Here is a 26,120-nt window from a genome sequence, read left to right on the forward strand (position 1 = left end):
CACAAGTCATAGGTTATAGTAAAAAAATGGATGTTTACTACCCTCGCTTAGGTGTTTTCGTTTTTTCTCTAAAGTCCAGAAAAAATAAAACTGAAAATTCAGACATCATTTATGCGACGGTAGTGAATATGTATATATCCATTTTTTATCCATTCGACTTTTTACATTTTTCCCCTTTAATACTTACTCAATGCTTCTATTTCTTCTACACCTCGAGACCTATAAAGAAATAAACCCCCGGTTTGTTGTTGGCCATCCCCTTTTTATCTAATATGTTGATATAAACAAAAATATTTAGGAGGTTTTCTGTGAAGAAAATACTTTTAGCCATCGTCGTTATGTTATTGCTTTTTAGTTTAATTAGTATTGGTCACTTTTCATTCTTTTCAAAAGATTATAGAGCGGAAGTTACAAATGAAATTGATACAATCGAGTTAGATCTTGCAGGAGCAAATGCAACAATACTTACTAAAAATCAAGATTATGTTGAAGCGAAATTAAAAGGTAAAGGCAAAGTATCCCTTTCTAAAAAAGACGATACGATTGAAATAGAATATGATCGCAGATGGTATGAATTTTTCAATTTCGGGGATCGAACAGAGCTTATTATTACAATCCCTGAAAACTATAATCGTGATTTAGAATTTGATGTTCGTTCTGGAAACATTAACTTTGAATTATCAAAAGACATGGAACTCCATGAATTCAAAATGGATGTAAGATCAGGAAACATTCGCATCGATTCGTTACAAGCAAATAAAGCTGAATTGGATGTTAATTCTGGAAATGTGAATATTAAACATGTGACAGGCCAATTGGAGATTGATGTTTCATCCGGAAATATTTCCATTCAAGTAGATGATTTAATAGGTGATATAGATGCAGAAGTAAGTTCTGGCCATATTGCACTCGATTTACCAGATGATAGTGACTTTACATTATCTGGCGAAATTTCAAGCGGAAACATTCATAATCGTTTTCCTTTAAATAATGAAGTGAGAGAAAAAAATCGTTTACGAGGCACTCATGGAACTGGACAATACAATATCGATTTAGAAGTATCTAGCGGTAGCATTGAAATTAAATAAAATAAAAACCAAGGTGAAATAAATCTCTAAGAGATCTTGGCTGATCACCTTGGTTTTTTTAATTACCTACCACAACATTTTTTATATTTTTTCCCGCTTCCGCAATGGCATGGATCGTTGCGGCCAATTTTAGCACCAACTACTACTTTCGTTTGTTTTGGTTTTGAAAGATCTGTTAATTCCTTTGGAGTATACCCACGATTGTCCCAAAGTCTTGTAGTATTTGCAATGGAAAAAATCACCCTTGTTATTTCGTTAACCTGATTGACATTTTCAAACACAAATTGATTTAAAAATTCCCTCATGATGATATTAAATTTATAATTCATCACCTTGATTTTCCATACAAAATCATCCACTAACTCTTGAATCAATCTACTTTCTAGCCCTTCAACTCTTTCTAGTATTTTAATAAGTTCTCGATGATACTTCGTTTCTTCATAATAGAACTCATCTTTATAACGCAGTAATTCTTCTTTTTCAGGAATGTAAAATGGCTTCCCAACCACAAGTTGTTCCAATTTTTCCGTAATATTGTTCTCTTCAAGAGTTTTATGAATAAAACGATCTAATTTTACAACGACATTAGCTTCTTCAAGTAGTTTTTTATATTTTGAATCCGTTGTAATTGCTTGTAATTCTTTACTCGTAATTTTTGGCTTGTTTTGCAAATTGTAAATGTGTATTACTTTATAATTTGGAACAATTCCATATAAGTTCGTACAACTTACAATATAGTCATATATTAATTCTTTATTCGCTACTTTTTCTGGATCGATAACTTCAGAACCCCTATATTTGTCAGATATAATTAAATAATTTTCATGATGAATATGTTCCCATTCTGTCTTTTTGAATTTTACATGTTTTAAAAGAGAATTAATATGGTCTATATTTAACGGTTTATATCCGACCGATTCAGCCCATTCTCGAGTTGAAGTATATTGTGGATGAGTTGGGTCATGAATAATTTCTAAAAAATTCATATATCCAACTGGTCCCCCAACATCTTCTGGCGGTGCCATACCTCCGCCGTCTAGCAAAGTCGGATAGCCAAAATAATAATCATCTACGGTATCTTCTAACGTTATGGTGATTTCCCAATTATCCCCGAAATCATATTGATAAAGAATTTTACCGTTCTTCTCAATATATTGATCAATTTTAATGCGGCTAGGTTGCTTTACCTTTTTTCCGTTCAATTCTTTCTGTTCAATTAATTCTTCATTATTTGTGATCATAACATCTTCCAAAGGGAAGCAAAAATGATGATAGGGTTCCATATAGCTTTTAAAATTTGTTACGTACTGTATCGTTTCGTGCAGTCGATTAAAGGTTGCTCCAACCGGTATAATCACCTTTCGCCAAACTTCTGGTTTAATTCCTTCGAATGTCAATTTTAAAATATAAGCTCTCATTGTTTCACCTTACTTTCTAAATAAATTAGTGCTGACTCGCTTAAACCCTTTATAATTATATATAAATAACTTCACAAAAATAGAAGTTATCATTTTTTATATGAAACTAAAAGTAAAATATGAATAAAAAAAGTAGCCAATACTAGCTACTATAATTTAACCAGCGCTTTTCTACAATTATGAAAGCTTCTTCCAAATAATTTTTTAATTCATGGAATCGATCGATCTCTGGTGACTCATGGAAATCTTGCTTTATAATATTTAAAAACTTTAACAACTTATGCTCTTCTGTTTTTGAATTATTATAGTTATGAATTAAATCTTCTAATAAATGCAGTGGAATTTTATTTAAAAAGTGATGACTCCAAAGCCATTTATACGAAAGAATTTTTAACGATTCATCATTGCCTAAAATGGAAGTCAAAACGAAAGCAATTCCATAAATTTTTTGGCATTTTAATATGTTATTTAATAATTGCTCGTCTTTGAATTCGCTTTTTTCAATCGAATTATAAGCATGATCTAAATAATGATAGAACACCTCATAAGTCGCTAGATTTTTTGCCTCTCCTCGACCTTCAAAATACGCTGCCGAATTAAAGTAACGATAAAGCGCATTCATTAACTTCGCATTTCCATAACTAATCTTTTCCTGTATTTTACCTACGACTTCATCTGAACTAATTTCAATCATCGGTACCCCTGTTTCTTTGCGATGATCAGTTTTTAACTCGATAAATAATAACACTTCATTTAAATATGGCAGGACGAAATGTTGAGCAATTTCTTTATATTCTCTTGATTTTTCTCTACGTTTTGTTTGTATATATATAAAAGCTTGTGAAAGGATGAACAAAATAAGTATGGAAAATCCCATTTCCACCATAGGCAACTCAAGCCCTCCCCCCTTTTATATGTTGTTATAAAAATTTCCTTTTTCGTAATAAAATGGACACAACTTTATAGTATATATATTCATTTAGAAAAAAATTATTCTATGTTTGGGATATTTACTCTAGAATTGAGAATCACATTAATAAGATGTTACTAGTTTATTGTTGTGGTAATCATGCAAATTTAAACGAGGATAAAACGAGAAATAGTGGAAGAAACATAAGCAGTAGAGGAGAAACAGTTTTTTCAAGTTAACATTTCAGTTTCGACAACAAGCATATTACTTCTTCCTAAAATCTAAAAACACCTTCGATTATACCTACGATAATCGAAGGTGTTTCATTAATTAACCTTCTTTAATAACGTCCCTTTTATTTCTTCAATCTGTTGCAAATGACGCTCTTCATGATAGCCAATTAATGATACCCACTGTCGTATTGATAATAGCCCGTACCTTCTATGAATAAAAGATTTTTGCTCTAAATCTTCTTCACTAACACCTTCAATACTTTGCAACAATGCTTCTCTAGATTTTTCTAATTTTTGTATAAGCTCTTCTAATGTTTGAAATTTCTCTGAAGGTGTTAAATCATCTGGCGCTACTCGTTTCACCGTACGATCTAATATATGGTAAAGGGGTTTTTCTTCAGTTGGATTGTATTCATCTTTTGATAGCGTTTCCAATATTCCATCTACCGTATTCATTTCCATTAAATATAAATGCTCTAACACTTGAGCGATTGACCATTTCCCTTCTTCAGGTACTGCATTTAATTGTTCATTAGACAAGGAACGAACACTTTGCAAAAGCTTTTCACGGGTTTTCTGTATTTTTTCCACTCTTGCTACCCTCCTTCATTCTTTCTAATTATTATTCTTTCAAAATAAAAAAAAGAACTACTTATTCTTTTTATAATGAACGGAGTAGAACTATTTTTAGAGTTAACGGCCTATGTTTAAAAGTGACGCGGAAAATCGCTCACTTCAAACATAGGCATATCCATTGAAATTCAATATTGTATATCATTAAATTAATAGCATTGGAAGAATGCAATACGTTGACGATTTAATACATCGTAAACCCAACCTCGATTTCCTCTCCAACGGAAACCAATAATTGAGTTACCGAAAGCAAACATCGGATAGAACCAGAAGCTATTACCATTCGTTAACCAAATAAAAGTATTGCGGAACAAACATCTCCCAATTCCTCGTCCTCCACTGCGACGACCAAATTCAGCTGTTCCTTGGAATGAGCTAAGTTGAGGTGTGAAACTTGGAGGCGGAGCTGCAGGTGGAGTCATTTGTCCTCCAGGTGGTCTTCCTGGTGTACCTGGGAATCCCCCTGGTGCACCCGGGAATCCTCCTGGTGTACCTGGGAATCCTCCCGGTGCGCCTGGGAATCCACCTGGTGTACCTGGGAATCCTCCTGGTGTACCTGGGAATCCTCCTGGTGTACCTGGGAATCCTCCCGGTGCGCCTTGGCCTCCCCCTGGTGCACCAGGGAATCCTCCTGGCATACCTGGGAACCTTGATGGCTGGCCTTGAAACCCTCTACGCGTTACATCATCATCAAAATCAAATTGATTATTATTATCATTGTCGTTAAAAAAAGGATACACGCTTTTTCCCCCTTTTCTTCAAGCTAATTTCAATGTATGTAGCTATTTCAACGCTACATAGGCATATATTCATCTTCATTGAAAGAGGAGAAAAAGATGTGTTTGTATCCTAAAAACACCTTTTGTTGAATATTAACAACCAAAGTATACCAAGTTGTTTTATATGTTTTATTGTTATAATAACAAAAAAATCATTTTTATTAAAGTATTACTTAGCTACTTTTCACATTTATTTTATTTTTCTGTTTCGAATTAACTTAAATGTTTCTATTTCATCACTTCTCATTCTGAATAAAAACCGCACAGGACACTTAACATGCACTGTGCGGCAAAATGGACACTAAAAGACTCGTACTAAATTATTAGAAATTAATCTTCAATGACCCCTTCGAAGTTAATTAAATCTTCAAACTTAATAATCTTTGTCGCATCTGGTATACCAATCACAAAGTTTGGTTTTTCATTTACATTCGATTTACCCATTTTATAGTTTATTTTTAATCCGAATGTTTCGCCTTCCATTGTAAAGTCTATATCAAAATTTAACACATCATAGCCAATATATTTTTCTGGATGTACAGCAATATATTCTTTCAATTCATTTAATGTCACGTAATTATTAATTTCACCAACAATATCTTTAATATCTAATTCTGCAGCTTCCAGTGATTGTTTTAACATCTCGATATCTTCGGAAGTAACACCAAGTGCTTTGGCGTATTCTGGGTTTTCCAATAATGCAACGAATTCAGGTAAAATTTTATTAAATAGTTTTTGAATGAAAGGCGTTAATTCATCATTCGTCATTTCAAATTTAATTACTTTGTCTACTTCAATACCTTCTGGTACTTGAATTGCATCTTTAGATACTTCTTCATAATACTCCCCACCGAAGTGATCAAAGAAGAGATCGAACAATTCTTCATTAAGTTTTTGCTGTAATTCTATATCCATTACAGGAGCAGGTTGTCCAGTTACTTCTGAAAGCTCAGCAAAATCCATTTCAATAAATTTACCTTTATACTCTTCTGGAGTTGGGGCAAATGGCAGTTCAGGAATTTGAATCCACATTTTATCAGCAGTCATCACAACTGGCAGTTTAATATCACCAATTGGGAACGGTCCGTTTAGTTTAAATGTCATATCCATTTCAAGTTGTAATGGGTCTTTTTGATAAACCCCTTTGAAATCGACATGAATATCTTTAAACATATCAAAGATTGCAGTTGCTTCTTCAGTTGCTCCCTCAATTGTAGGGAATTCAAAACCGTAATTCATTGTTCCTTCAAATTCATAAGAATTCAATTCAAATTCTTTTTGATAAATTTCTTTTAGTTCTTGTACAATTGGATCATTTGCATATTGTTTATCCAATACTCTTGATAAGAATACTGCAAAGTGAGCACGTGTCGTAGGTTGATTTGGATTGAAGGCATTTTGTTCATTACCCGTTGTAATTTCATTTGCATACAGAGCATCAATTGCTTCATATGCATAGAAATCTTTCGCTACATCTTTAAAAGATGTTGTTCCATTACCTTTTAATTTGAAGGCATTTGTTAAAATAATCGCCATCTGTGCACGAGTAACATCATCATTCGGTCTGAATTCACCATTAGACCCTTTCATAATATCAGCGTTTGTTACAGCAGCAATAGCGTCATATGCATAATAATCTTTTGAAACATCCTTATATACAATCTTTGGATCTTTGCTTGTATCAAGTTTTAATACTCTTGATAATATAACTGCAGCTTGAGCACGTGTTATAGTTTGATTTGGCTTGAACGAATTGTCTTCATACCCTTTAATAACCCCTTTGCTTACTAAGCGGTTGATTTCGTATGAAGCCCAATGTTTACCACTTACATCTGTAAAGCCAGCTGCACCTGCACTCCCAAACGGGACCGCTAACAATAAAACAATTGCTAGTAAAATAGAAAAGAATCTTGTTTTCTTCATTTTTCTCCTCCTCCGACACATAATAGTTAGCCACATTTACAATAATTGTAACATATCCCTCTACTGGAAACCCTTATACTTTGTTACCAATTTATGTGACCTGTTTATAGATACGAAGATTCTATCAAAATGGTTTCAAAATTTTTTAAGTTTTTCTTTAATTCTACCTAATGGGTGATAAATAATATGTTGACTCCTGTCGTCGAATCGTTTTTTATGAAACTTCTTTATTGATAATTCGTACATATTCAAAAAAGGCTTTTTGAAAAGGAGGAAGTTTAGCATGATCGATAAATTTTTCAAGTCCATCATAGGGGGAAAACGTCATTCTTCTTCCAACTATAGAAGATTCACAAAAAGGCATAACTTTTACGGACATCATTATTACAAACGTGGACATAAAAGCAGTGGTATTTTTCGTTCCGGTAGCTTCTTCAGTTCAAGAAGTTTCTTCAGCAGTTAAACGATGATTCGATATTTTCTTGAAAACAAGTACCATCGAATATTTAAAAGGTATATAGATGAAAAGACAAATTATTGTTTTTCTGAGGTACTTGGTACTGGTACTTATGGTATAGCATATTTAATCATAGAAAAGCGGACCGGAAAAAAATATGTCCTGAAACGCCTAATAACGAAATATCGACATTCTAAGAAATTACGTCAAAGATTTCAAAAGGAAATCCAAATTCTTAAAGAATTGAATTTTCCCTTTGTCCCTTCCGTCATTGTTGAAAATGAAGTTGAAAATATCCCTTTTTTCGTGATGGATTATATGGAAGGCCGCACTTTTGAGCAAACAATCTTTGAAGAAGGTCATGTTTATTCTTTACCTGAATCCCTTCATATTTTAAAAATACTTCTAGAAATGGTCGTCCAAATTCATCATAAAGGTATTGTGCACCGCGACTTAAGAATCCCTAACGTATTAGTCCATCAAGGAAAGCTCTCTATTATTGATTTTGGATTAGCTACTTATTTAAACCCGAAGCAAAAGATTGAGGAAGTTAAAAATCCAAAAAAGGCTGCAAATCATTGTAGTGATCTTTATTTTCTCGGTCATTTTCTACTCTTTTTACTTTACTCATCCTATACTCCTACAGAAAGTAAAGAGAGAAGTTGGCAAGAAGAATTACAATTACCTGAAGAAGTAAAAAACTATATTGAACGTTTACTATTAATCCGGCCACCTTTCTCAAGCACAGAGGAAGCATTACATTGCATCCCTAAAGTCTAACCATATAATAATAGCCAATTTTGACAAGTATTTATTTCAACAGTAGACTATTATTTTTTTAAGAGAAATCAAAAAAAATCAAGTCGCTTCATTGAAGAAGCGACTTATTAATCGTTGACTATATTCAAAACCATTTTAACTTATTTGCAGAAAATATATTAGAAACTTGCTCCATTAATTGCAACATGTTGACTCACCGCTTCAAATTCTCGTCCATTCCAATTTAAAACGTTCTCAACGTATCCTAAACCATCTGCATGATATCTCCCGGCGATTTTTTCCATCGTTAATAATAAATACTTCCCATCTCCCGTTAGATCAATTGGATATATCCCACTAGCAGGATCTACCCAACCTTGAATAGGTTCCTTTAGCTTTCCATTGGAATCATATATTTCATTTAAATACTCTTTTCCTTTATAACGAATATTTAATAGATAACGTATGTTAGGATTCCTGCTCGTTACCATTACTTCTGCATTGTCTTTATAGTTTACTTCATACTGCCGTTCTTCATTAAACTTAATAGAATCAAAAATTTTCCCTAACTTGCCATGTAAAAACGAAAATACATAAGCAAAGACTATCGCTCCGCTTCCACCGGATTGAACAGTTACTAGAATATCATTTACCTGATCACCAGTTAAATCTCCCGTCCAAATCGTTGGATTATATCCTGCTACATCTCTTAAATGATATACGGATATTTCATGGGTGAAACCATTTTGAACAACTAGACTCATATTGCTTAAATAAGGACTATCGTCGAGTTTTGAGGCTATCAGAAAAATTCCATCAAGCACTCCATCACCGGTAACGTCACTCAATTGATAAGCTACTACAGAGGGGCCTTTTGATTGGTCAAAGGGGGGCATTAAGCTAGGCAAGATGTCAAACTGATGTGGTTGCCAATATGGATACATGTTGTTCCTCCTAACGAGTAAAATACCGTTACCCCATTGTATATGTGAATCATGACTGATTGGTTCTTTCATAAATAAAAAAACCTGAGAATTGCCTCAGGTTAAGCTCCCTTTTCTTTTTAGCCACATCCAACAAGTGATGATTATTACGACAAACCCAAAATATCCCATAATGGAATACACAGTTTTCACAATGGTAGTAAACCCGATAAAGCTTGCAAAAAATGCAATGAGGGCAGAAACAATGAGAAAATATTTATACGTTTTGGACTTTGGTGATACAAATCGAATGACAAAAGAATAAAGTACACCGACTGCTGTACTATAAATCATTATAATTAAAGTAATAGCCATCAGCACACCAATAATGGGATGTATATGTAAGGCAATTACTAATGTAGGCATCGGCTTCCCAAAAATCACATCCATTTTTGCCATTAGCGCCACATAAACTAATAGGATCAACATGCCCATTAATAATCCACCAATAATTCCACCCATTCCTGCCTCTCTTCTACTGTTCACAGTACTCCCCATTACCGCAAGCATTGGCAACCCTACCGCTAAATTATACGAAACATATAAAAGTGCTGCTAATAGCCAATGCCCTGTTGATAATTGATTCGCCATTTCTATATGTTCATTGAAACTACCATCCATCGTTAAAATTGAAGCTATCACTAGTATGAAAATCACGATGATTAAATAGGGGATTGCTAGGGCAAGTACACTTATAATTTTTTCTACATTGAGCATCAGTGTGAAAATTGTGAATATCATCATAAAGAAACTACCAATAAAACCATTTATTCCAAATAGCACTTCAAAAGCACTCGCTGCCCCTGCAAACATAGCAACCGTAATACAAAAAGAAAACACCGTTATGAGACAATCGATGATCGAGCCGAATGTTGAACCTGCAATATAAAGTACGACTTCTTTATGGGATGTTGTTTTCAAAGAATATCCTAATGTTGCTATATTCATTCCTAAAAAAGAAAATAGTACACTAGCAGCGATAACCCCAAACAGTCCATACCAGCCATGGGAAATAAAAAATTGTAATATCTCTTGTCCAGATGCAAAGCCTCCCCCGATCATTAACCCGACAAATGCTCCCCCAATTTTTAAACTATTCCTCACCATTTCCCCCATTTCTCTAATTCAATAATCGTTTGGAATGCTCTTATTCAATTGTAAACTTTCGAGGAAACTGTATATTTTTCAATTATCTTTCTATTAGGCTCGTACCCTATTCCTACAGTTTGTGGCACTTGAATGGTTCCATCTTTCACAACAACTTCGGGATTTATGATATCTTCCTCAAAATAATGGCTTGACCCTGCAGTATCTCCAGGTAAAACGAAATTTGATAGTGATGTTAAAGCGATATTATGCGCTCGGCCAATTCCTGCCTCGAGCATTCCACCACACCAAACCGGTATGCCCTTTGATTGGCAATAATCATGAATTTTGATTGCTTCAGACAAACCTCCAACTCGTCCAATTTTGATATTTATAACACCACAACTACCCAATTCAATCGCCTTTCGCGCATCTTCAAGAGATATAATACTTTCATCTAAACAAATAGGGGTCTTCAAATGCTTTTGAAGTGTCGCATGATCCACAATATCGTCATAAGCTAACGGTTGTTCAATCATCATCAAATTATACTCATCCAACTGTTTTAATAAGTCGATATCTCTTAAAGTATATGCTGAATTCGCATCTGCCATCATTGGAACATTTGGGAATGCTTCCCTCAGCTTTTTGATGACTTCCACATCCCATCCAGGCTTTATTTTGACTTTAATTCTTTTATATCCTTCTGCAATGTACTTCCCGACCACTTCAATCTGCTTTTCGATTGTCGATTGAATACCGAGACTCACTCCTACATCTATTTTTTCTTTATTTCCTCCAAGGACTTTTGCTAAAGGTTGATTAGACTGTTGTGCGTAAAGATCCCAAATTGCCCCTTCAATCGATGCAATGGCCATTTTGTTTTTCCGTATACCTGCAAACATTTTACTTACATCATCTGGATGATGAATGTTCTTCTGTAAAATCATTGGAATCAAAAAATCTTCTAGCATATGCCAACAAGTTTTTACGGTTTCTTCACTATACCACGGCGCTTCGAAAGCAACGCATTCACCAAATCCAACAATTCCTTCATCCGTGTGAACTTCCAACAATAAAAAAGATTTATCATGTAACGTGCCAAAGCTTGTTGTAAATGGATTTTTCATTGGCATTTTTACATGACGAACAATGACTTTATGAATTCTCATCAATAATTCTCCCTTTTTATACATATGTATTTCGTTTATACAAAATCATTTTCATTGAAAAGTATTTTCTCATCAAATGATCTCTGAATTAGTAATAATTAATTCTTTATTACTTGAAAAACCGAAAATAGTTGTAGTTTTTCTTAAGAGTGAAGTAAAGAAAACAGTTTAGTTCAATAATAGACTTTTATCTCTAATTTTTCTCGTTATGATTGTTTATTATTATCAAAATGTTGGCTAATTGTCCCTTCATATAAACTATTAAATGAATATGATGAAAACAAAAGGAGGTGAGAAATTTAATTATTGTAACGGGAATTACGTTATCCTAGGGATATATATGAACGGAAACAATTATTCCTTTCAATTTGATGTAACAAACTTTTAATTGGCATAAATCGAGGATACCCATTTCCTGTATTGTGATAATGAACAAATACAGCCTTCTACATTAAATCAATTTGAACTCCCTATATAACGATGTAAAAATAAGAGCCTGTATTTGTTTCATTGAAAAGGATCTGTAAAGTTAAGTCCACGGTGAATAGATCCCTTCACAACAGGAATGGTTTGGGCGCATATTGTATCCTTGACTTCTAACTTCTTAGGTTGGCATGAGGGTGGAGTTTATAGTTTGATCATTGTTATCTCCATTTATTTAGTTGGGAACGTCTCTCCGAATTTGCATTCCCAGTAACCATTGTACACCCCTTATTCGACGGCGAGTGGTGAGTGAGCACACATTTCTTCCACAAATCCCATTATCATTCATGGATGGCAAGTAGCCATCCTTTTTTTGTTATGTCTTTTCCCCTTTTACTATTTTATGTAAGTATTCTGAAACATTTGTGTTTCCTTGACTCAGTCTTTCGTAAAGGTTTAAATAGGAATAGACCTTTTTGCACTTTCAATTTCTGTAAATGTACCGTTACAATATCACTACTGCTATTTAAAAATAATTTTATAGATAAAAAATTCAAAGGGGATATTTATGCAATCAAAATCTCAAAAAGTTGCCTTAGCTCTATTACTTGGAAATATTTTTATTACCTTTGTTGGTATTAGCCTAGTTATCCCTGTCTTGCCTTCATTAATGAATGAATTATCCTTAAGCGGCACCGTAGTAGGAAACATGGTAGCTGCTTTTGCATTAGCTCAACTAATCGCTTCTCCCATTACAGGAAAATGGACGGATCAATACGGCCGGAAAATAATGATTATCATCGGTCTTTTTTTATTTAGTTTTTCAGAGTTGTTATTTGGTATTGCTAAGAGCCTTGAGATTCTTTTCCTATCAAGAATTTTAGGTGGAATTAGTGGCGCATGCATCATGCCTGCGATTACTGCATATATTGCGGATATCACATCTGAAAGCGAACGTCCGAAAGCCCTTGGATTTATGTCTGCCGCGATTAATACCGGATTTATTGTAGGGCCTGGTATAGGCGGATTTTTAGCGGAATTTGGAATTCGTGTGCCATTCTTTGCTGCCAGTGTTTTGGGAGCATTAGTAGCCATTGCCTCCATTTTTATTTTGAAGGAGCCTGAACGTAGAGAGCATCCGAAAGTGTTCAAAGATGAAAAAATTGGTTGGAAACGAATTTTTATTCCAATGTATCTTATTTCGTTTATTATTATTTTCCTATCGACATTCAGTTTAGCTTCCTTCGAGTCATTATTTAGCCTATTTATTGATCATAAATTTGGATTTACACCAAAAGATATCGCCATAATCGTTACAGGCGGTGGTATTGTTGGAGCAGTTGTGCAAATTTTATTATTTGATGCATTAACAAAGCGGTTCGGAGAAATTAACGTTGTTCGAATTAGTTTAATTATGTCAGGCCTATTAGTGTTCGTTATGACAATTGTAAATTCTTACTGGACAATCATGTTAACTTGTTGGATTGTCTTTGTTGGCTTTGATTTAATTCGTCCAGGAATTACATCCTATCTTTCAAAAATTGCAGGAAATGAACAAGGTTTTGTAGGGGGCATGAATTCCATGTTTACAAGCATCGGAAATATCTTTGGCCCTATCATTGGTGGTATCTTATTTGATATGAATTATAATTATCCATACTACTTTGCAACAATCATATTAATTTTAAGTATTATCATTGCAATGTTTTGGAAAAACCAACTGAATTCTTATCATTAATCAAAATGGTTATCCAGTTTAACACAGTTTCTGGATAACCTTCTATTTTTATCCTTCATAAGTCTTTGGAAAAAAGTTTCAATTGAACTCTAATGCCTAATAAAAAGAGCAAATTATTATAATATTATTGATAATTTAAATTCTTTCGATTAAAAAATCACATCTATCATATATAATGAATTTATAAGCAATTTTGCTAAAAAACACAATTTTTTTATGCTTCAGTACATTAAGGGGGATTTTTCAATGGTTAAAACAACAAAAGAAATTATAGAAATTACAGAAAAGCTTGGTGCTCATAACTACCACCCACTACCAATTGTGATTAGTGAAGCAGAAGGAGTATGGGTAAAAGATCCAGAAGGTAAAGAATATATGGATATGCTATCTGCTTATTCTGCTCTAAACCAAGGTCACCGACATCCAAAAATCATTCAAGCATTAAAGAATCAAGCAGATCGAGTAACTTTAACTTCTCGTGCATTCCATAACGACCAACTTGGTCCATGGTATGAAAAAGTATGTAAAATCACCGGAAAAAACATGGTTTTACCAATGAATACTGGTGCAGAAGCTGTGGAATCAGCGATTAAAGTTGCTCGCCGTTGGGCTTATGATGTGAAAGGCGTTGAAGAAAATAAAGCTGAAATCATCGGTTGCAATGGAAACTTCCATGGCCGCACTATGATTCCTGTCTCTCTTTCATCTGAGAAAGAATATCAACGCGGTTTTGGACCGTTAATTCCAGGAATTAAATTAATTCCATACGGTGATATTGAGGCATTAAAAAACGCTATTACACCAAACACTGCAGCTTTTATTTTTGAACCTATTCAAGGAGAAGCAGGGATCATTGTACCTCCTGAAGGATTCTTAAAAGAAGCAGCAAAACTTTGTAAAGAACATAATGTATTGTTTATTGCGGACGAAATACAAACTGGACTTGGCCGTACAGGAAAAATGTTCGCTTGCGAGTGGGAGAATATTGAGCCGGATGTTTATATTCTTGGAAAAGCACTCGGCGGAGGCGTAATGCCAATTTCTGCTGTGGTGGCAAACGATGATATTTTAGGGGTATTAAATCCTGGTTCTCATGGTTCTACTTTTGGTGGTAACCCACTAGCTTGTGCTGTTTCAATCGCTTCCCTTGAAGTCATCGAAGAAGAAAAATTAGTGGAACGTTCACTTGAGCTAGGACAATACTTTAAAGAAGAACTTTTAAAAATTTCATCACCTATTATTAAGGAAGTGCGAGGAAGAGGTTTATTCATAGGGGTTGAACTTCATGAACCTGCTCGCAAATATTGCGAACAATTAAAGGAAAAAGGTCTATTATGTAAAGAAACTCATGAATATGTAATTCGCTTTGCCCCACCATTAATCATTACGAAAGAACAAATTGATTGGGCACTTGAACGAATTAAAGAAGTTCTTGAGAATGCAGAAAGTGCAAATTAAGAGAATATATAATATTCACTAACATGCACTAAATGCAATTCATTTATGGCTGTTTAGAAAGTTAAAATTTCTAAACAGCCTTATTTATTGATTTTTTTATTCTCATTACATTATGATATTCAATTAATATATAGCAAAACTATTCCTTATATTAAGAGAGGGATTAGAATGATTCAATCGCTTTATGTGTCAGGATACAGACCCCATGAATTAGGTATATTTAACGAAAAACATCCTGGCATCCAAATCATAAAAAAAGCCATTGAGAATGAATTGAGAAGTTTGATTGAGGATGGATTAGAATGGGTCATCGTCAGTGGACAACTCGGTGTTGAAATATGGACTGCAGAAGTTGTCATTGAACTAAAAAATGAATTTCCTCAATTGAAATATTCCGTTATTACACCTTTTTTAGATATCGAGAAAAATTGGAATGAACAAAGACAACAACAATACGCTTACATTATTAGTCAAGCAGATTTTGTGACAAGTATAACAAAAAGACCATATGAAGCACCTTGGCAATTTGTTGAAAAAGATAAATTTATTATTCAAAATACCGATGCCCTATTACTTGTCTATGATGAAGAACATGAAGGATCTCCAAAATATTTAAAGCGACTGGTTGAGAAATACATGGAACGCAATCCATATGAGCTATTTGTGATTACGTCTTACGATTTGCAAATCATTGCAGAAGAATTAGAAAGAGCTGAATGGTGATTTTTTCAAATTATGATGAATTTCCTGTTGACAATTTAATTGATAATGATTATCATTATCGTAAATAGAAATTTCCGAGCTGAACCCCCCAAAATATATCTCGGGAACAATATTTTCCATTTTATTTTCTCCAAATTATGTCTATATCCCCCTATATATAGACATTTCTAGGCTGCAACTATTATGTTGCAGCCAAAATTCTATAATCAATACTATTTTTTATTTGAAATACATATACTAATACGAAGGAGTTGTACAAAATGGAATATCGTATAGAAAAAGATACGTTAGGTGAAGTACGTGTACCTGCTGATAAAATTTGGGGCGCCCAAACACAACGTAGTAAAGAAAACTTCCAAATTGGCGATGAAAAAATGCCAATAGAAGTCATTCGAGCATTTGCAATACTAAAAAAATCTGCAGCAATCGCCAATAAAAAATTAAATAAATTATCACCAGCAAAAGCAGATGCCATAATTTCAGCAGCAGATGAAATTCTAGAAGGTAAATGGGATGACCAATTCCCACTAGTTGTTTGGCAAACAGGTAGCGGTACTCAATCTAACATGAACGTGAATGAAGTTATTGCTTACCGTGCAAATCAATTATTAATAGAACAAGGATCATCGGAGAAAGTTCATCCAAATGATGATGTCAACATGAGTCAAAGTTCGAACGATACATTCCCAACAGCATTACATATCGCTGCTGTTGAAATGGTAGAAGACTATTTGTTGCCTCGATTACAACTTTTGAAAAATACATTAAAAGAAAAATCAGAAGCTTTCAAAGATATCATTAAAATCGGTCGTACCCACTTACAAGATGCAACACCTTTAACACTTGGACAAGAAATTAGCGGCTGGTATTATATGCTAGAACGCTCAGAACAAATGATTAAACATAATACCGAGTATTTAAAGAGCTTAGCCATCGGAGGTACTGCAGTTGGTACTGGCATCAATGCTCATCCAAAATTCGGAGACATGGTGGCAGAAGAAATTAGTAATATTACCGGCAAACAATTTGTTTCATCTGAAAATAAATTCCATGCATTAACAAGCCACGATGAAATTGTTGCTGCACATGGTGCTTTAAAAGCCTTAGCTGTAGACTTAATGAAAATTGCGAACGATGTTAGATGGCTTGCTAGTGGTCCTCGTAGCGGTATTGGTGAAATTATTATTCCAGCAAATGAGCCAGGAAGTTCGATTATGCCTGGTAAAGTAAATCCTACTCAATCTGAAGCTATGACGATGGTTGTTACTCAGGTAATCGGTAACGATGCAACAATTGCTTTTGCTGCTAGTCAAGGAAACTTTGAATTGAACGTATTTAAACCTGTCATTATTTATAACTTCCTTCAATCAGCCCGACTTTTAGCTGATGCAATGAAATCCTTCAACGACAAATGTGCTATAGGCATTGAACCGAACCATGAAGTACTTGAGCGCAACTTAGAAAATTCTTTAATGCTTGTTACTGCATTAAATCCTTACATCGGTTATGAAAATGCAGCAAAAATAGCGAAAAAAGCTCATGCGGAAGGCACTACTTTAAAAGAAGCTGCACTTTCTCTTGGCTTACTAACAGAAGAACAATTCGATGAATATGTAGATCCGAAAAAGATGATTTATCCAAATGCTTAAATTTCTAAATTTGTGTTTTCATCCCTTAACATACCCCTAAAAAAGAAATAACCGACGAGCAATTGGCTCGTCGGTTATTTCTTTTATATTACTCTTCTGCTGTTGTTGCATACATGGAATCTACTTTTTTTGGACCAATCATATTAAATATGATGTTTAACATAATCGCTGATAATGAACCGCAAACAATTCCATTAGACGTTAAAATGGATAGACTACCTGGCAATACTTCAAAAATATTTGGTACAAATGCAACACCTGCACCAAGGGCTACAGAAATTGCGACAATCATCGTGTTTTCTGGTGATTTCAAAATTTCAGGTGCAAGCATTGTAATACCTTGCGTCAATACCATTCCAAACATTGCAAGCATAGCTCCACCTAGTACAGCTGTTGGAATAATTGTTGTTAGTGCTGCGATTTTTGGTAAAAAGCCTAAAGCAACGAGCATTACCCCAGTAATAATGATGACTTTTCGATCTTTTACCCCTGTCATTTTAATTAATCCAACATTTTGTGAAAACGTTGTATATGGAAATGCATTAAAGATTCCACCAATGATTGAAGCCAATCCTTCTGATCGATAGCCGCGTGCCAAATCACTTGCTGAAATTGACTTTTTCTCAATATCACCTAATGCAAAATAGACACCACTCGATTCTACTAACGAAACCATCGCAACAAGCGTCATTGTAAGGATTGAAGCCAAGTCGAAGGTTGGCGTTCCAAAATAAAATGGTTGTACCATATGGAACCATCCTGCTTCTAATACAGGCGAAAAATCAACTTTCCCCATAAAAATACCTATAATTGTTCCGAACACTAAGCCTAATAATATGGAGATGGAACGAATAAAGCCTGTTGTAAATCTATAAATCAATAAGATCATTATGAGAGTAACTAACGCTAATGTGAGGTTGGAAGCCGAAGCAAAATCTGGTGCTCCCTGTCCTCCGCCCATGTTATTCATGGCAACTGGAACTAATGAAATTGCGATAATTGTAACAACAGAACCTGTCACAACAGGAGGGAAAAATTTTACTAACTTTCCGAATACTCCTGATATGAGAATAATAATAAATCCAGAAGCAATAATAGCTCCATAAATCGCACCGATACCTTTACTCTGGCCAATTGAAATAATCGGAAATACCGCAGTAAATGTACATCCTAATACGACAGGCAAACCAATTCCGAAAGCTTTCCCCCTCATTACCTGTAACAAGGTAGCGACGCCACACATCATAATATCAATTGCCACTAAATACGTTAGCTGCTGCTCATCAAACCCTAATGAACTCCCAATAATTAACGGTACTAAAATAGCTCCAGCATACATCGCTAATAAATGCTGTATACCTAGGGTAATTGCTTTTCCATTCGTCATGAAATCATGTTCCTCCTCGAAATAATTAAACAATCAATTATTCAGCAAACTCGATTGTGTTATTTTTTAAAGATTTGATAATGGCTAAAGACTCTACACGAATACCTTGTTCTCGCAACACTTTCCCACCATTTTGGAATCCTTTTTCAATCACAATGCCAACTCCAACGATCTTACACCCTGCTTGTTTAGCTATATCCAATAATCCTTTTACCGCCTCACCATTTGCTAAAAAATCATCGATGATTAACACATTATCGTCTGGGGATAAAAAGTCTTTTGAAACGGATATTTCGTTTGTTTCTTGTTTTGTAAATGAGTAAACTTGCGAAGTATATAAATTTCCAGATAAAGTTAATGATTTTTTCTTGCGTGCAAATACTACCTCTGCACCAATAGTCAAACCTAACATCGTCGCAGGTGCGATACCGGAAGATTCAATTGTTAAAATTTTTGTAATCACTTCATCCTTAAATCGATTCGCAAATTCTTCGCCAATTTCTCTCATTAAAAGCGGATCAATTTGATGATTCAAAAAAGAATCCACTTTTAGCACAGTGTCCGAAAGCACTTTCCCTTCTTGAGCTATTTTTTCTTTTAACAGATCCATTAAAAATTCGCCCTTTCATCATTCCTTTAATAAAAAAACTCGAAAGACCTTTCCTATGAGGAATAAGCCTTTCGAGTATATCGAAAGCACATAGACTTGTGCATATGTACTAACATCCGACAAATCTAGACAATCCCCTCATAGTCGACTTATTTACGGTAAGTCGGTAGAAACTTGCGAGCCATATTCCCGCGATTATATGAGTGTGGTATTTATTTTTGAATGTTTATTATTATAAACACGTCATATGTCGAATGCAAGATATTTCTTTAAAAAAACACATGTATTATTCGGAAATCGGTGAAATTTCAACTAATGAGCAGATGAATTGTTCGCATTTTCTGTTTTTTCTAAACTATCACAAAAAACTATTTCAATAGGCGGCCAATTACTTCTTTTACAGTTCCAAACGCTGCTCCTTCTTTGCCAAAGTAAGACATATTACGGCATGCAATAACTTTGACATTCTCACCGTTTTCGAGGGGATATTCTGCAATAACTCCTAATTTTTCAAGTTCTTGTACAGTACCTGTCTCAAACGTTTCTACTTTATGAATCAAACGTTCTTGATAAATTTCTCGAAATTCATCAAACGCTTTAGAACCTTGAATGATGATAATTTCTGGTGAAAATTCATTCAGCACTTTTTCAAACAACTGTTTTCCCGAGAGATATAGTAAATGATTTTCTTTTTTCATTTGCTTAAACTGTTTATAATCCTTTGCAAGAAGACAATTTACATTCGTCAAAACAACGTTTTCATTAAATTCTTTTTTCATCCATTGTGCAAAATTCAAGCTACCTTTATATTCCCGAGAAGCTGCAATGATTTCAAGTCCGTTTAATTGTTCAAACAATTCTCCATCAACGAGTGAATCAGCATACATTTTTATATCATTTAAATCAAAATAAGCTAGTGATTCCGGATATAAACCGACTAAAAATACTCTCGATTTATAAGGGTTCCCATCCACTTGAAATGGCCGATATTGAATATCGTCAGAATGCCCATCCACAACCCATTCGTATATTTTTCTGAAAAAACCCACGGAGACCGTCATTTTACTCATCCTTTACCAGTCTTTTGATCTTTTTCACTTGATTAGACAGAAAAACCCTTAAAACTTTCCATTTTTCCCATTATAACAACAGATTTAGCCTCTTATATATCCTTTTGTTGTTGGCTTACTTTTTCTCTACATCTAAATTACATTCCTCAAGCGGAATCAATTTTGTTTTGTGTTTAATCTTATACCCTAACCAAAAGATGATAAACAAAGGAATTCCGATGTACGAAACCGCAATTCCATACAAATCGATTGTTCCGATAAAAGCCGTATAATTTTGCCCAATAATGACGATTAAACATAAAGTTAATGCAAACAGTGACCCAAATGGATATAAAGGTGATTTGTAAGGTAAATCATTTAAGTCTCTTCCTTGTTTAATATATGCTTTTCGGAATCGATAATGGCTAATGGCAATACCAACCCAAGCAATAAAACCTGATAACCCAGATGCATTTAATAGCCACATATAAACTATTCCATCCCCAAAGAAGGAAGATAGAAAGGCTAAACAACCTACTGCAAGAGTTGCAAGTAAGGCATAAATTGGTACACCTCGACGATTTAGTTTGGCAAAAATCTTCGGAGCTTTTCCGTCTACAGCCAATTGCCATAACATACGTGAAGAAGCATATAAACCTGAATTCCCAGCTGAAAGCATAGCAGTTAAAATGATGGCATTCATCACAGAAGCAGCAAAGGCAATCCCTAATTTATCGAATACTAAAGTAAATGGTGATACCGCTACATCTTCTGATAATAGTCGTGGGTCTGTATAAGGAATTAATAATCCAATTGCAAGAATGGCTAATATATAGAATAGTAATATACGCCAAAATACCGAACGTACAGCTTTCGGTATATTTTTCCCAGGATCTTCAGTCTCTCCAGCTGTAATTCCTAACAATTCTGTTCCTTGGAAAGAAAATCCCGCAGCTAAAAAGATTCCGAATATCGCTAGAAAACCACCATTAAACGGAGCCTCATCTATAAAGAAATTTGTTAAACCGACTGGCTCTCCACCAATAATGCCAAAAATCATTAAGAAGGAAGTAATAATAAAGATGATCACTGTGGCTACTTTAATCATGGCAAACCAATATTCACTTTCGCCATACATATTGACTGATAATATGTTAAAAGTTAATACGACTACAATGAAAAGGATTGTCCACAAAGCTGATGAACTATTAGGGAACCAGAATTTCATAATTAAATTTACAGCTGAAATTTCTGCAGCAATTGTAATTGCCCAGTTGTACCAGTAGTTCCACCCCATTGCAAATCCAAAGGCAGGATCCACAAATTTTGTTGCATATGTACTAAATGAACCTGAAGAAGGCATGTAGGCAGCCATTTCCCCTAAACTTGTCATTAAAAAATAAACCATGAACCCGATTAAGGCATACGCTACTAAAGCTCCCCCTGGCCCTGCTTGGGCAACGGATGCTCCACTGGCTAGAAACAACCCTGTTCCAATGGTTCCTCCTAAACTAATCATTGTAATATGCCTACTTTTCAATCCTCGTCTCAGTTGTCTATCATTTTCAATCTCTTTTCCCATGATATATCTCCTTTTAACTCCATTTCCTCTATTCTTACATTATTTCCTTTTGAAAAAAATTTTTTAGTTATTATTGAAAAAGCATTCTCCTACCAAAATTTACAATTGAAAGGTATTATTATTCTTGTATCCGTTCAAGAAGGCACTTTATTAATATAACACTATTTTGGTTATTTTGAATTATTGGAGGTCTTTTTTATGAAGATAGAACAAGAAAGTTCTGTTAATAAACTCCATTTTACTTTTGCAACCTTTATTTTTTTCATAGCCATCATCTTTTTTGCTACGACCGTAAGAACTCCGATAACGGGAGTTGGGTCTATCATCTCCTATATTCGAGAGGATTTACGCATTTCCAATACTTTAGCAGGATTTTTAACGACGATTCCGCTTCTTGCTTTTGCTATTGTTTCTCCCTTCGCACCAAAGATTTCACGTAAATTAAGCATGGAATATACCTTGTTCTACTCATTGATTCTTTTAACAATCGGAATTATTTTGAGATCAGCCGGAAATATCCCCTTACTTATTATCGGTACGATATTAATAGGTGTTGCTATTTCTTTTGGAAATGTATTGTTCCCGAGTTTTTTTAAAGCAAAATATCCATATCATGTCGGATTGTTAATGGGAATATATACTGTATCAATGAACATCTCCGCCGCAGCATCTCTCGCTTTTAGCCAACCTATTGCGGAACATGCTGGGTGGCAAGGTGCTCTTGGATGTACTGTTATTTTCGGTTTGCTTACAATGATTGCTTGGATTCCCATTCTGCGCAGTGAGCACGTTGAACAAGGCAAAACAGAAAAAGAGGCCAAATTGGGGAACAGAATTTGGAAATCCCCTCTCGCATGGGCAATTGCAATTGCGATGGGAATGCAGTCTTTATTGTTTTACTGCTCCACTGCTTGGATACCAGAAATCTTAGTATCACAAGGTTTCAGTTTAGATAAAGCTGGTTTAATGGCATCTGTTTTTCAGCTCTCACAAATGCCCATGACATTTTTTGTTCCAATACTAGCTGAAAAATTATCATCTCAGCAGCCAATTGTCTATTTCTTTACTCTATGCTATCTCATCGGTTTTAGTGGTCTATTATTCCAATGGACAGATGCCATACTCATCTGGATGATGCTTTTAGGACTTGCGGCAGGTGCTTCCTTTGGGCTTGTTTTAATGCTTTTTACATTGCGTACCAGAAACGCTTATGAAGCATCTGAAATTTCTGGATTTGCTCAGTCTTTTGGTTATTTAATTGCTGCAGTTGGCCCCGTTTTGTTCGGATTCATTCAAGAAATAACAGGTAGCTGGACAGTGCCGAATATTCTGTTTATTGCAACTTCTATAATTTTATTTATATTTTCCTTCATCAGTTCAAAAAAACGTTATATTTAACAAACACAAACATACGTACCCTTTTTTATGATACTATATAGGTTGAGAATTGCAGTAAGGGGTTAAGACTGTTGGCAAAGAGAACTAAAAAGAAAAATCGATTTACTCGTGCATTGTTTAGGCTTCTGCTTATATTCGTAGGTTGCATCGGGTGGTACTTTACAAGAACTTGGAAAGGTACACTGATTTCATTAGGAATTTTTTTATTCACTGCTTTCCTTATAAAATTATGGTGGAAAACAAGAGGCTTTTTTCGCCTTCGAAAAGCCGGTATTAAGCAAATAGATGAAATGACAGGCGAAGAATTTGAAGAGTTTTTAGGCATGCTTTTTAAAAAACGTGGCTTTAAGGTAACGTATACAAAGACCTCTGGTGATTATGGCGCTGACCTCATTTTACAGGACCGAGAAAATACGATTGCCGTTCAGGCAAAAAGATATTCCGGAAGTGTAGGTGTAAAAGCAGTCCAAGAAGTAATCGGTGCTTTAAAAATGTACGATGCAACAGAAGCTTGGGTTATTACAAACAGTTATTATACAAAACAAGCACAAAAATTAGCAGAATCAAACGATGTATATTTAATCGATCGCGATGAATTGATTGAAATCATTTTAGATTCAAAATAAAGAGAGTGCATCATCTTCTTGATGACGCACTCCTTTTCTTATAATGGAAATATAAAAGGAATAACAAACATCATCACAATAAGCATAATCAATTGTAACGGTATTCCGATTTTTAAAAAATCCGTAAATGTATAGCCTCCCACAGTTAACACTAATGAATTCGTTGGTGAAGCAATTGGTGTCGCAAAAGCCATTCCACTTGCAGCGGCAACTGCAATCATAAATGTATATGGGTTTGCATCCATCGTCAAAGCGGCATTCATTGCAATTGGAGCAAACAAAACAGCAGTAGCAGTATTACTAATAAATTGTCCGAATACAATGGTCAGTAGATAAACCCCTACTAATACACCAAAAGAGCCAAAACCACCTAATACATGTATAATGCCATCTGCTAACAGCGTCATTCCACCGGTTTTTTCTAACGCTGTCGCCATCGGTAACATTGCCGCTACTAATACGATACTCTCAAAATTCATTTGATCATAAGCATCATCTACATTCCGTAAACAACCAGTAATAATCATTAACACTGCTCCAATTAATACACAAATTACCGCATCGAACACTTCAAAAACCATTAATGCAACCATAAAGAGTAAAATGGCAGCTGCTATTTTGGCTTTTCCTGTTGCTGCAATGTGTCCAGCCATTTCTTTTGGTTGTCCAACTACTACTACATCTTGCGTTTCCTTGGATAAAAATTCAATCGCATCCCAAGTTCCTTGAACTAAAATTGCATCACCAAAACGAAGCCTTTGAGAAGCAATGTTCTCTGTGAAATATTCTCCTTTTCGATTAATTCCAATTATATTTACATCGTATTTTTCCCTAAATCCAATTTCACCAACTTTTTTTCCAATCAGTCTTGAATGTGGAGTTAATAATACTTCCGCTACACCAATATCTTTTGAAACTAATTCATTCGATTCCTCTCGATCAAATTCACGAACTACCAAACCACAATCTTTTACAAAGTGATATACATCTTCTTGCTCCCCTTGAACATATAATACATCTCGAGCATGGATAATAGATCTAGGCCCTGCTACCATTTGATGAGGATAGGAAAATACTTTTGGTCCTTCTGTATGTTTCAGTATTTTCATCACATATACATTGAATGTCGAAGGCAATTTCAATTCAGCAAGGCTCTTCCCTACAATTTTTGAATTCATTGGAACGTAAACTTTAAATAATTTATCGTTTAGATGATACTCTTCTACAATCTTCTCCGGAGACAACTGATAAGCGTTATTTGAACTAATTCCTTTGTTTTTATTTGGTAGCAGCTTATTTCGCACGAATACTAAATAAAGGATCACCACTACCGCTGCAATCATCCCAATTGGTGTAATGGCGAAAAAACCCAACTTGTCAAATCCATAATCCACAAGAGTCTGGCTAACAATCAAGTTTGGAGGTGATGCAATGAGCGTCATTAGGCCGGACATGCTGGCCATATAAGATAGTGGCAATAAATACTTAGATGGACTTACTTGAATACTTAATGCAATACTTACTACAATCGGCATCATTAATGCCACCGTACCTGTATTACTCATAAAAGCACCGACAACCGCAACAATGAGAAGAAGTAATACAAACAATTTTAATTCACTATTTCCAGACCACTTCAATAACAATCTTCCTGCCATACCACTTAATCCAGTTCGCATTAATCCTGTTCCGATTATAAATAACCCCGCAATCATGATGACAACTGAATTAGAAAACCCTTCCAACGCCTCTTGTGGTGTAAGGATTCCCAAAGTGACAAACGCAAGTAGCGCCATGATAGCAATTAAATCTCCCCGAAAACGATTTAATATAAACAGGAATATTGTTACTACTAAAAGGGTAAAGGTAATTATCAATTGCATAAGAATACTCCTTAATCACATACCGTACATTTTTATATTGAATCAACCACACAATAGTTCATTGTACTGCAATAAATATCTTTTTTCACTGGAACACAATAATTTTTCATTTAGATTTATTCATTATCAATTATTTTGTCATGTATAGAATCA

The 26,120-nt window shown here is 34.6% G+C and carries 21 protein-coding genes and 1 riboswitch; of the genes, 8 read left to right on the top strand and 13 right to left on the bottom strand.

Annotation, left to right across the window (positions count from 1 at the left end):
* Positions 1-308: 308 nt before the first annotated feature.
* Positions 309-1,088, top strand: a complete 780-nt coding sequence (locus tag HF990_RS09300; protein WP_168412466.1) for a DUF4097 family beta strand repeat-containing protein — start codon at positions 309-311, stop codon at positions 1,086-1,088.
* 62 nt (positions 1,089-1,150) lie between these two features.
* Here the strand turns inward: HF990_RS09300 and HF990_RS09305 are convergent, their stop codons facing one another.
* The 5 genes from HF990_RS09305 to HF990_RS09325 all read right to left on the bottom strand — a co-directional run bounded on the left by HF990_RS09305 (position 1,151) and on the right by HF990_RS09325 (position 6,984).
* On the bottom strand, positions 1,151-2,506 hold the full coding sequence (locus HF990_RS09305) for an IS1096 element passenger TnpR family protein (protein ID WP_168412467.1): 1,356 nt from the start codon (positions 2,504-2,506) through the stop codon (positions 1,151-1,153).
* 142 nt (positions 2,507-2,648) lie between these two features.
* Positions 2,649-3,398: a hypothetical protein gene (locus HF990_RS09310; protein ID WP_168412468.1), complete on the bottom strand. Its 750-nt coding sequence runs from the start codon at positions 3,396-3,398 to the stop codon at positions 2,649-2,651.
* A gap of 344 nt (positions 3,399-3,742) precedes the next feature.
* Positions 3,743-4,240 (bottom strand): DinB family protein, encoded by a 498-nt coding sequence (locus HF990_RS09315; RefSeq protein ID WP_016837614.1) that lies wholly within the window; start codon positions 4,238-4,240, stop codon positions 3,743-3,745.
* A 191-nt stretch (positions 4,241-4,431) separates the two neighbouring features.
* Positions 4,432-5,022 carry a hypothetical protein gene (locus HF990_RS09320; protein WP_311733638.1) on the bottom strand — a complete coding sequence of 197 codons (591 nt, stop codon included), beginning with the start codon at positions 5,020-5,022 and terminating at the stop codon, positions 4,432-4,434.
* A 369-nt stretch (positions 5,023-5,391) separates the two neighbouring features.
* Positions 5,392-6,984 carry an S-layer homology domain-containing protein gene (locus HF990_RS09325; protein WP_168412469.1) on the bottom strand — a complete coding sequence of 531 codons (1,593 nt, stop codon included), beginning with the start codon at positions 6,982-6,984 and terminating at the stop codon, positions 5,392-5,394.
* Positions 6,985-7,450: 466 nt separating this feature from the next.
* On the opposite strand from HF990_RS09325, the gene HF990_RS09330 reads away from it, so the two are divergent.
* Positions 7,451-8,221 carry a serine/threonine protein kinase gene (locus tag HF990_RS09330; RefSeq protein WP_168412470.1) on the top strand — a complete coding sequence of 257 codons (771 nt, stop codon included), beginning with the start codon at positions 7,451-7,453 and terminating at the stop codon, positions 8,219-8,221.
* A 158-nt stretch (positions 8,222-8,379) separates the two neighbouring features.
* Here the strand turns inward: HF990_RS09330 and HF990_RS09335 are convergent, their stop codons facing one another.
* From HF990_RS09335 to menC, 3 genes are all read right to left on the bottom strand, one after another.
* Positions 8,380-9,144, bottom strand: a complete 765-nt coding sequence (locus HF990_RS09335) for a VCBS repeat-containing protein (protein WP_168412471.1) — start codon at positions 9,142-9,144, stop codon at positions 8,380-8,382.
* A 96-nt stretch (positions 9,145-9,240) separates the two neighbouring features.
* Positions 9,241-10,287, bottom strand: a complete 1,047-nt coding sequence (locus tag HF990_RS09340; RefSeq protein ID WP_168412472.1) for a YkvI family membrane protein — start codon at positions 10,285-10,287, stop codon at positions 9,241-9,243.
* Positions 10,288-10,334: 47 nt separating this feature from the next.
* A complete protein-coding gene (menC, locus tag HF990_RS09345; protein WP_168412473.1) occupies positions 10,335-11,441 on the bottom strand; it encodes an o-succinylbenzoate synthase in 1,107 nt (368 codons plus the stop codon).
* Positions 11,442-12,432: 991 nt separating this feature from the next.
* Here menC and HF990_RS09350 point away from each other — a divergent pair.
* From HF990_RS09350 to fumC, 4 genes are all read left to right on the top strand, one after another.
* Positions 12,433-13,602, top strand: a complete 1,170-nt coding sequence (locus HF990_RS09350; protein WP_016837607.1) for an MFS transporter — start codon at positions 12,433-12,435, stop codon at positions 13,600-13,602.
* Between the two features lie 246 nt (positions 13,603-13,848).
* Positions 13,849-15,060 (top strand): ornithine--oxo-acid transaminase, encoded by a 1,212-nt coding sequence (locus tag HF990_RS09355; RefSeq protein WP_016837606.1) that lies wholly within the window; start codon positions 13,849-13,851, stop codon positions 15,058-15,060.
* Between the two features lie 168 nt (positions 15,061-15,228).
* Positions 15,229-15,783 carry a DUF1273 domain-containing protein gene (locus HF990_RS09360; protein WP_168412474.1) on the top strand — a complete coding sequence of 185 codons (555 nt, stop codon included), beginning with the start codon at positions 15,229-15,231 and terminating at the stop codon, positions 15,781-15,783.
* 260 nt (positions 15,784-16,043) lie between these two features.
* Positions 16,044-17,432, top strand: a complete 1,389-nt coding sequence (fumC, locus tag HF990_RS09365) for a class II fumarate hydratase (RefSeq protein ID WP_016837604.1) — start codon at positions 16,044-16,046, stop codon at positions 17,430-17,432.
* 88 nt (positions 17,433-17,520) lie between these two features.
* On the opposite strand, the gene HF990_RS09370 is transcribed toward fumC, so the two are convergent.
* The 4 genes from HF990_RS09370 to HF990_RS09385 all read right to left on the bottom strand — a co-directional run bounded on the left by HF990_RS09370 (position 17,521) and on the right by HF990_RS09385 (position 22,060).
* The gene (locus HF990_RS09370) at positions 17,521-18,819 is read right to left on the bottom strand and encodes a nucleobase:cation symporter-2 family protein (protein WP_016837603.1); all 1,299 of its coding nucleotides are present in this window, start codon (positions 18,817-18,819) and stop codon (positions 17,521-17,523) included.
* Between the two features lie 37 nt (positions 18,820-18,856).
* The gene (locus tag HF990_RS09375) at positions 18,857-19,429 is read right to left on the bottom strand and encodes a xanthine phosphoribosyltransferase (protein WP_016837602.1); all 573 of its coding nucleotides are present in this window, start codon (positions 19,427-19,429) and stop codon (positions 18,857-18,859) included.
* 121 nt (positions 19,430-19,550) lie between these two features.
* Positions 19,551-19,652, bottom strand: a riboswitch (purine riboswitch).
* Between the two features lie 145 nt (positions 19,653-19,797).
* Complete coding sequence (locus tag HF990_RS09380; RefSeq protein ID WP_168412475.1) at positions 19,798-20,490, bottom strand: hypothetical protein; 693 nt, start codon at positions 20,488-20,490, stop codon at positions 19,798-19,800.
* A gap of 124 nt (positions 20,491-20,614) precedes the next feature.
* On the bottom strand, positions 20,615-22,060 hold the full coding sequence (locus HF990_RS09385) for an amino acid permease (protein ID WP_168412476.1): 1,446 nt from the start codon (positions 22,058-22,060) through the stop codon (positions 20,615-20,617).
* A gap of 198 nt (positions 22,061-22,258) precedes the next feature.
* On the opposite strand from HF990_RS09385, the gene HF990_RS09390 reads away from it, so the two are divergent.
* Together HF990_RS09390 and HF990_RS09395 are read left to right on the top strand one after the other, a co-directional pair.
* The gene (locus tag HF990_RS09390; RefSeq protein ID WP_168412477.1) at positions 22,259-23,458 is read left to right on the top strand and encodes a CynX/NimT family MFS transporter; all 1,200 of its coding nucleotides are present in this window, start codon (positions 22,259-22,261) and stop codon (positions 23,456-23,458) included.
* A gap of 71 nt (positions 23,459-23,529) precedes the next feature.
* On the top strand, positions 23,530-24,084 hold the full coding sequence (locus HF990_RS09395) for a restriction endonuclease (protein ID WP_168412478.1): 555 nt from the start codon (positions 23,530-23,532) through the stop codon (positions 24,082-24,084).
* Positions 24,085-24,122: 38 nt separating this feature from the next.
* Here HF990_RS09395 and HF990_RS09400 read toward each other — a convergent pair whose 3' ends face one another.
* Positions 24,123-25,967 carry an SLC13 family permease gene (locus HF990_RS09400; protein WP_168412479.1) on the bottom strand — a complete coding sequence of 615 codons (1,845 nt, stop codon included), beginning with the start codon at positions 25,965-25,967 and terminating at the stop codon, positions 24,123-24,125.
* Positions 25,968-26,120: the final 153 nt, after the last annotated feature.

Origin of the sequence: Ureibacillus thermosphaericus (assembly GCF_012396605.1) — a bacterium.
Classification (GTDB): Bacteria; Bacillota; Bacilli; order Bacillales_A; family Planococcaceae; genus Ureibacillus; species Ureibacillus thermosphaericus.

Bases quoted from the DNA above. Each gene is read 5' to 3' on its own strand.
- HF990_RS09350 (WP_016837607.1), top strand. From the start codon at position 12,433: ATGCAATCAAAATCTCAAAAAGTTGCCTTAGCTCTATTACTTGGAAAT.
- HF990_RS09305 (WP_168412467.1), bottom strand. From the start codon at position 2,506: ATGAGAGCTTATATTTTAAAATTGACATTCGAAGGAATTAAACCAGAA.
- fumC (WP_016837604.1), top strand. From the start codon at position 16,044: ATGGAATATCGTATAGAAAAAGATACGTTAGGTGAAGTACGTGTACCT.
- HF990_RS09400 (WP_168412479.1), bottom strand. From the start codon at position 25,967: ATGCAATTGATAATTACCTTTACCCTTTTAGTAGTAACAATATTCCTG.
- HF990_RS09355 (WP_016837606.1), top strand. From the start codon at position 13,849: ATGGTTAAAACAACAAAAGAAATTATAGAAATTACAGAAAAGCTTGGT.
- HF990_RS09375 (WP_016837602.1), bottom strand. From the start codon at position 19,429: ATGGATCTGTTAAAAGAAAAAATAGCTCAAGAAGGGAAAGTGCTTTCG.
- HF990_RS09390 (WP_168412477.1), top strand. From the start codon at position 22,259: ATGAAGATAGAACAAGAAAGTTCTGTTAATAAACTCCATTTTACTTTT.
- HF990_RS09335 (WP_168412471.1), bottom strand. From the start codon at position 9,144: ATGTATCCATATTGGCAACCACATCAGTTTGACATCTTGCCTAGCTTA.
- HF990_RS09360 (WP_168412474.1), top strand. From the start codon at position 15,229: ATGATTCAATCGCTTTATGTGTCAGGATACAGACCCCATGAATTAGGT.
- HF990_RS09380 (WP_168412475.1), bottom strand. From the start codon at position 20,490: ATGACGGTCTCCGTGGGTTTTTTCAGAAAAATATACGAATGGGTTGTG.
- HF990_RS09385 (WP_168412476.1), bottom strand. From the start codon at position 22,060: ATGGGAAAAGAGATTGAAAATGATAGACAACTGAGACGAGGATTGAAA.
- HF990_RS09370 (WP_016837603.1), bottom strand. From the start codon at position 18,819: ATGACGAATGGAAAAGCAATTACCCTAGGTATACAGCATTTATTAGCG.
- menC (WP_168412473.1), bottom strand. From the start codon at position 11,441: ATGAGAATTCATAAAGTCATTGTTCGTCATGTAAAAATGCCAATGAAA.
- HF990_RS09330 (WP_168412470.1), top strand. From the start codon at position 7,451: ATGATTCGATATTTTCTTGAAAACAAGTACCATCGAATATTTAAAAGG.
- HF990_RS09325 (WP_168412469.1), bottom strand. From the start codon at position 6,984: ATGAAGAAAACAAGATTCTTTTCTATTTTACTAGCAATTGTTTTATTG.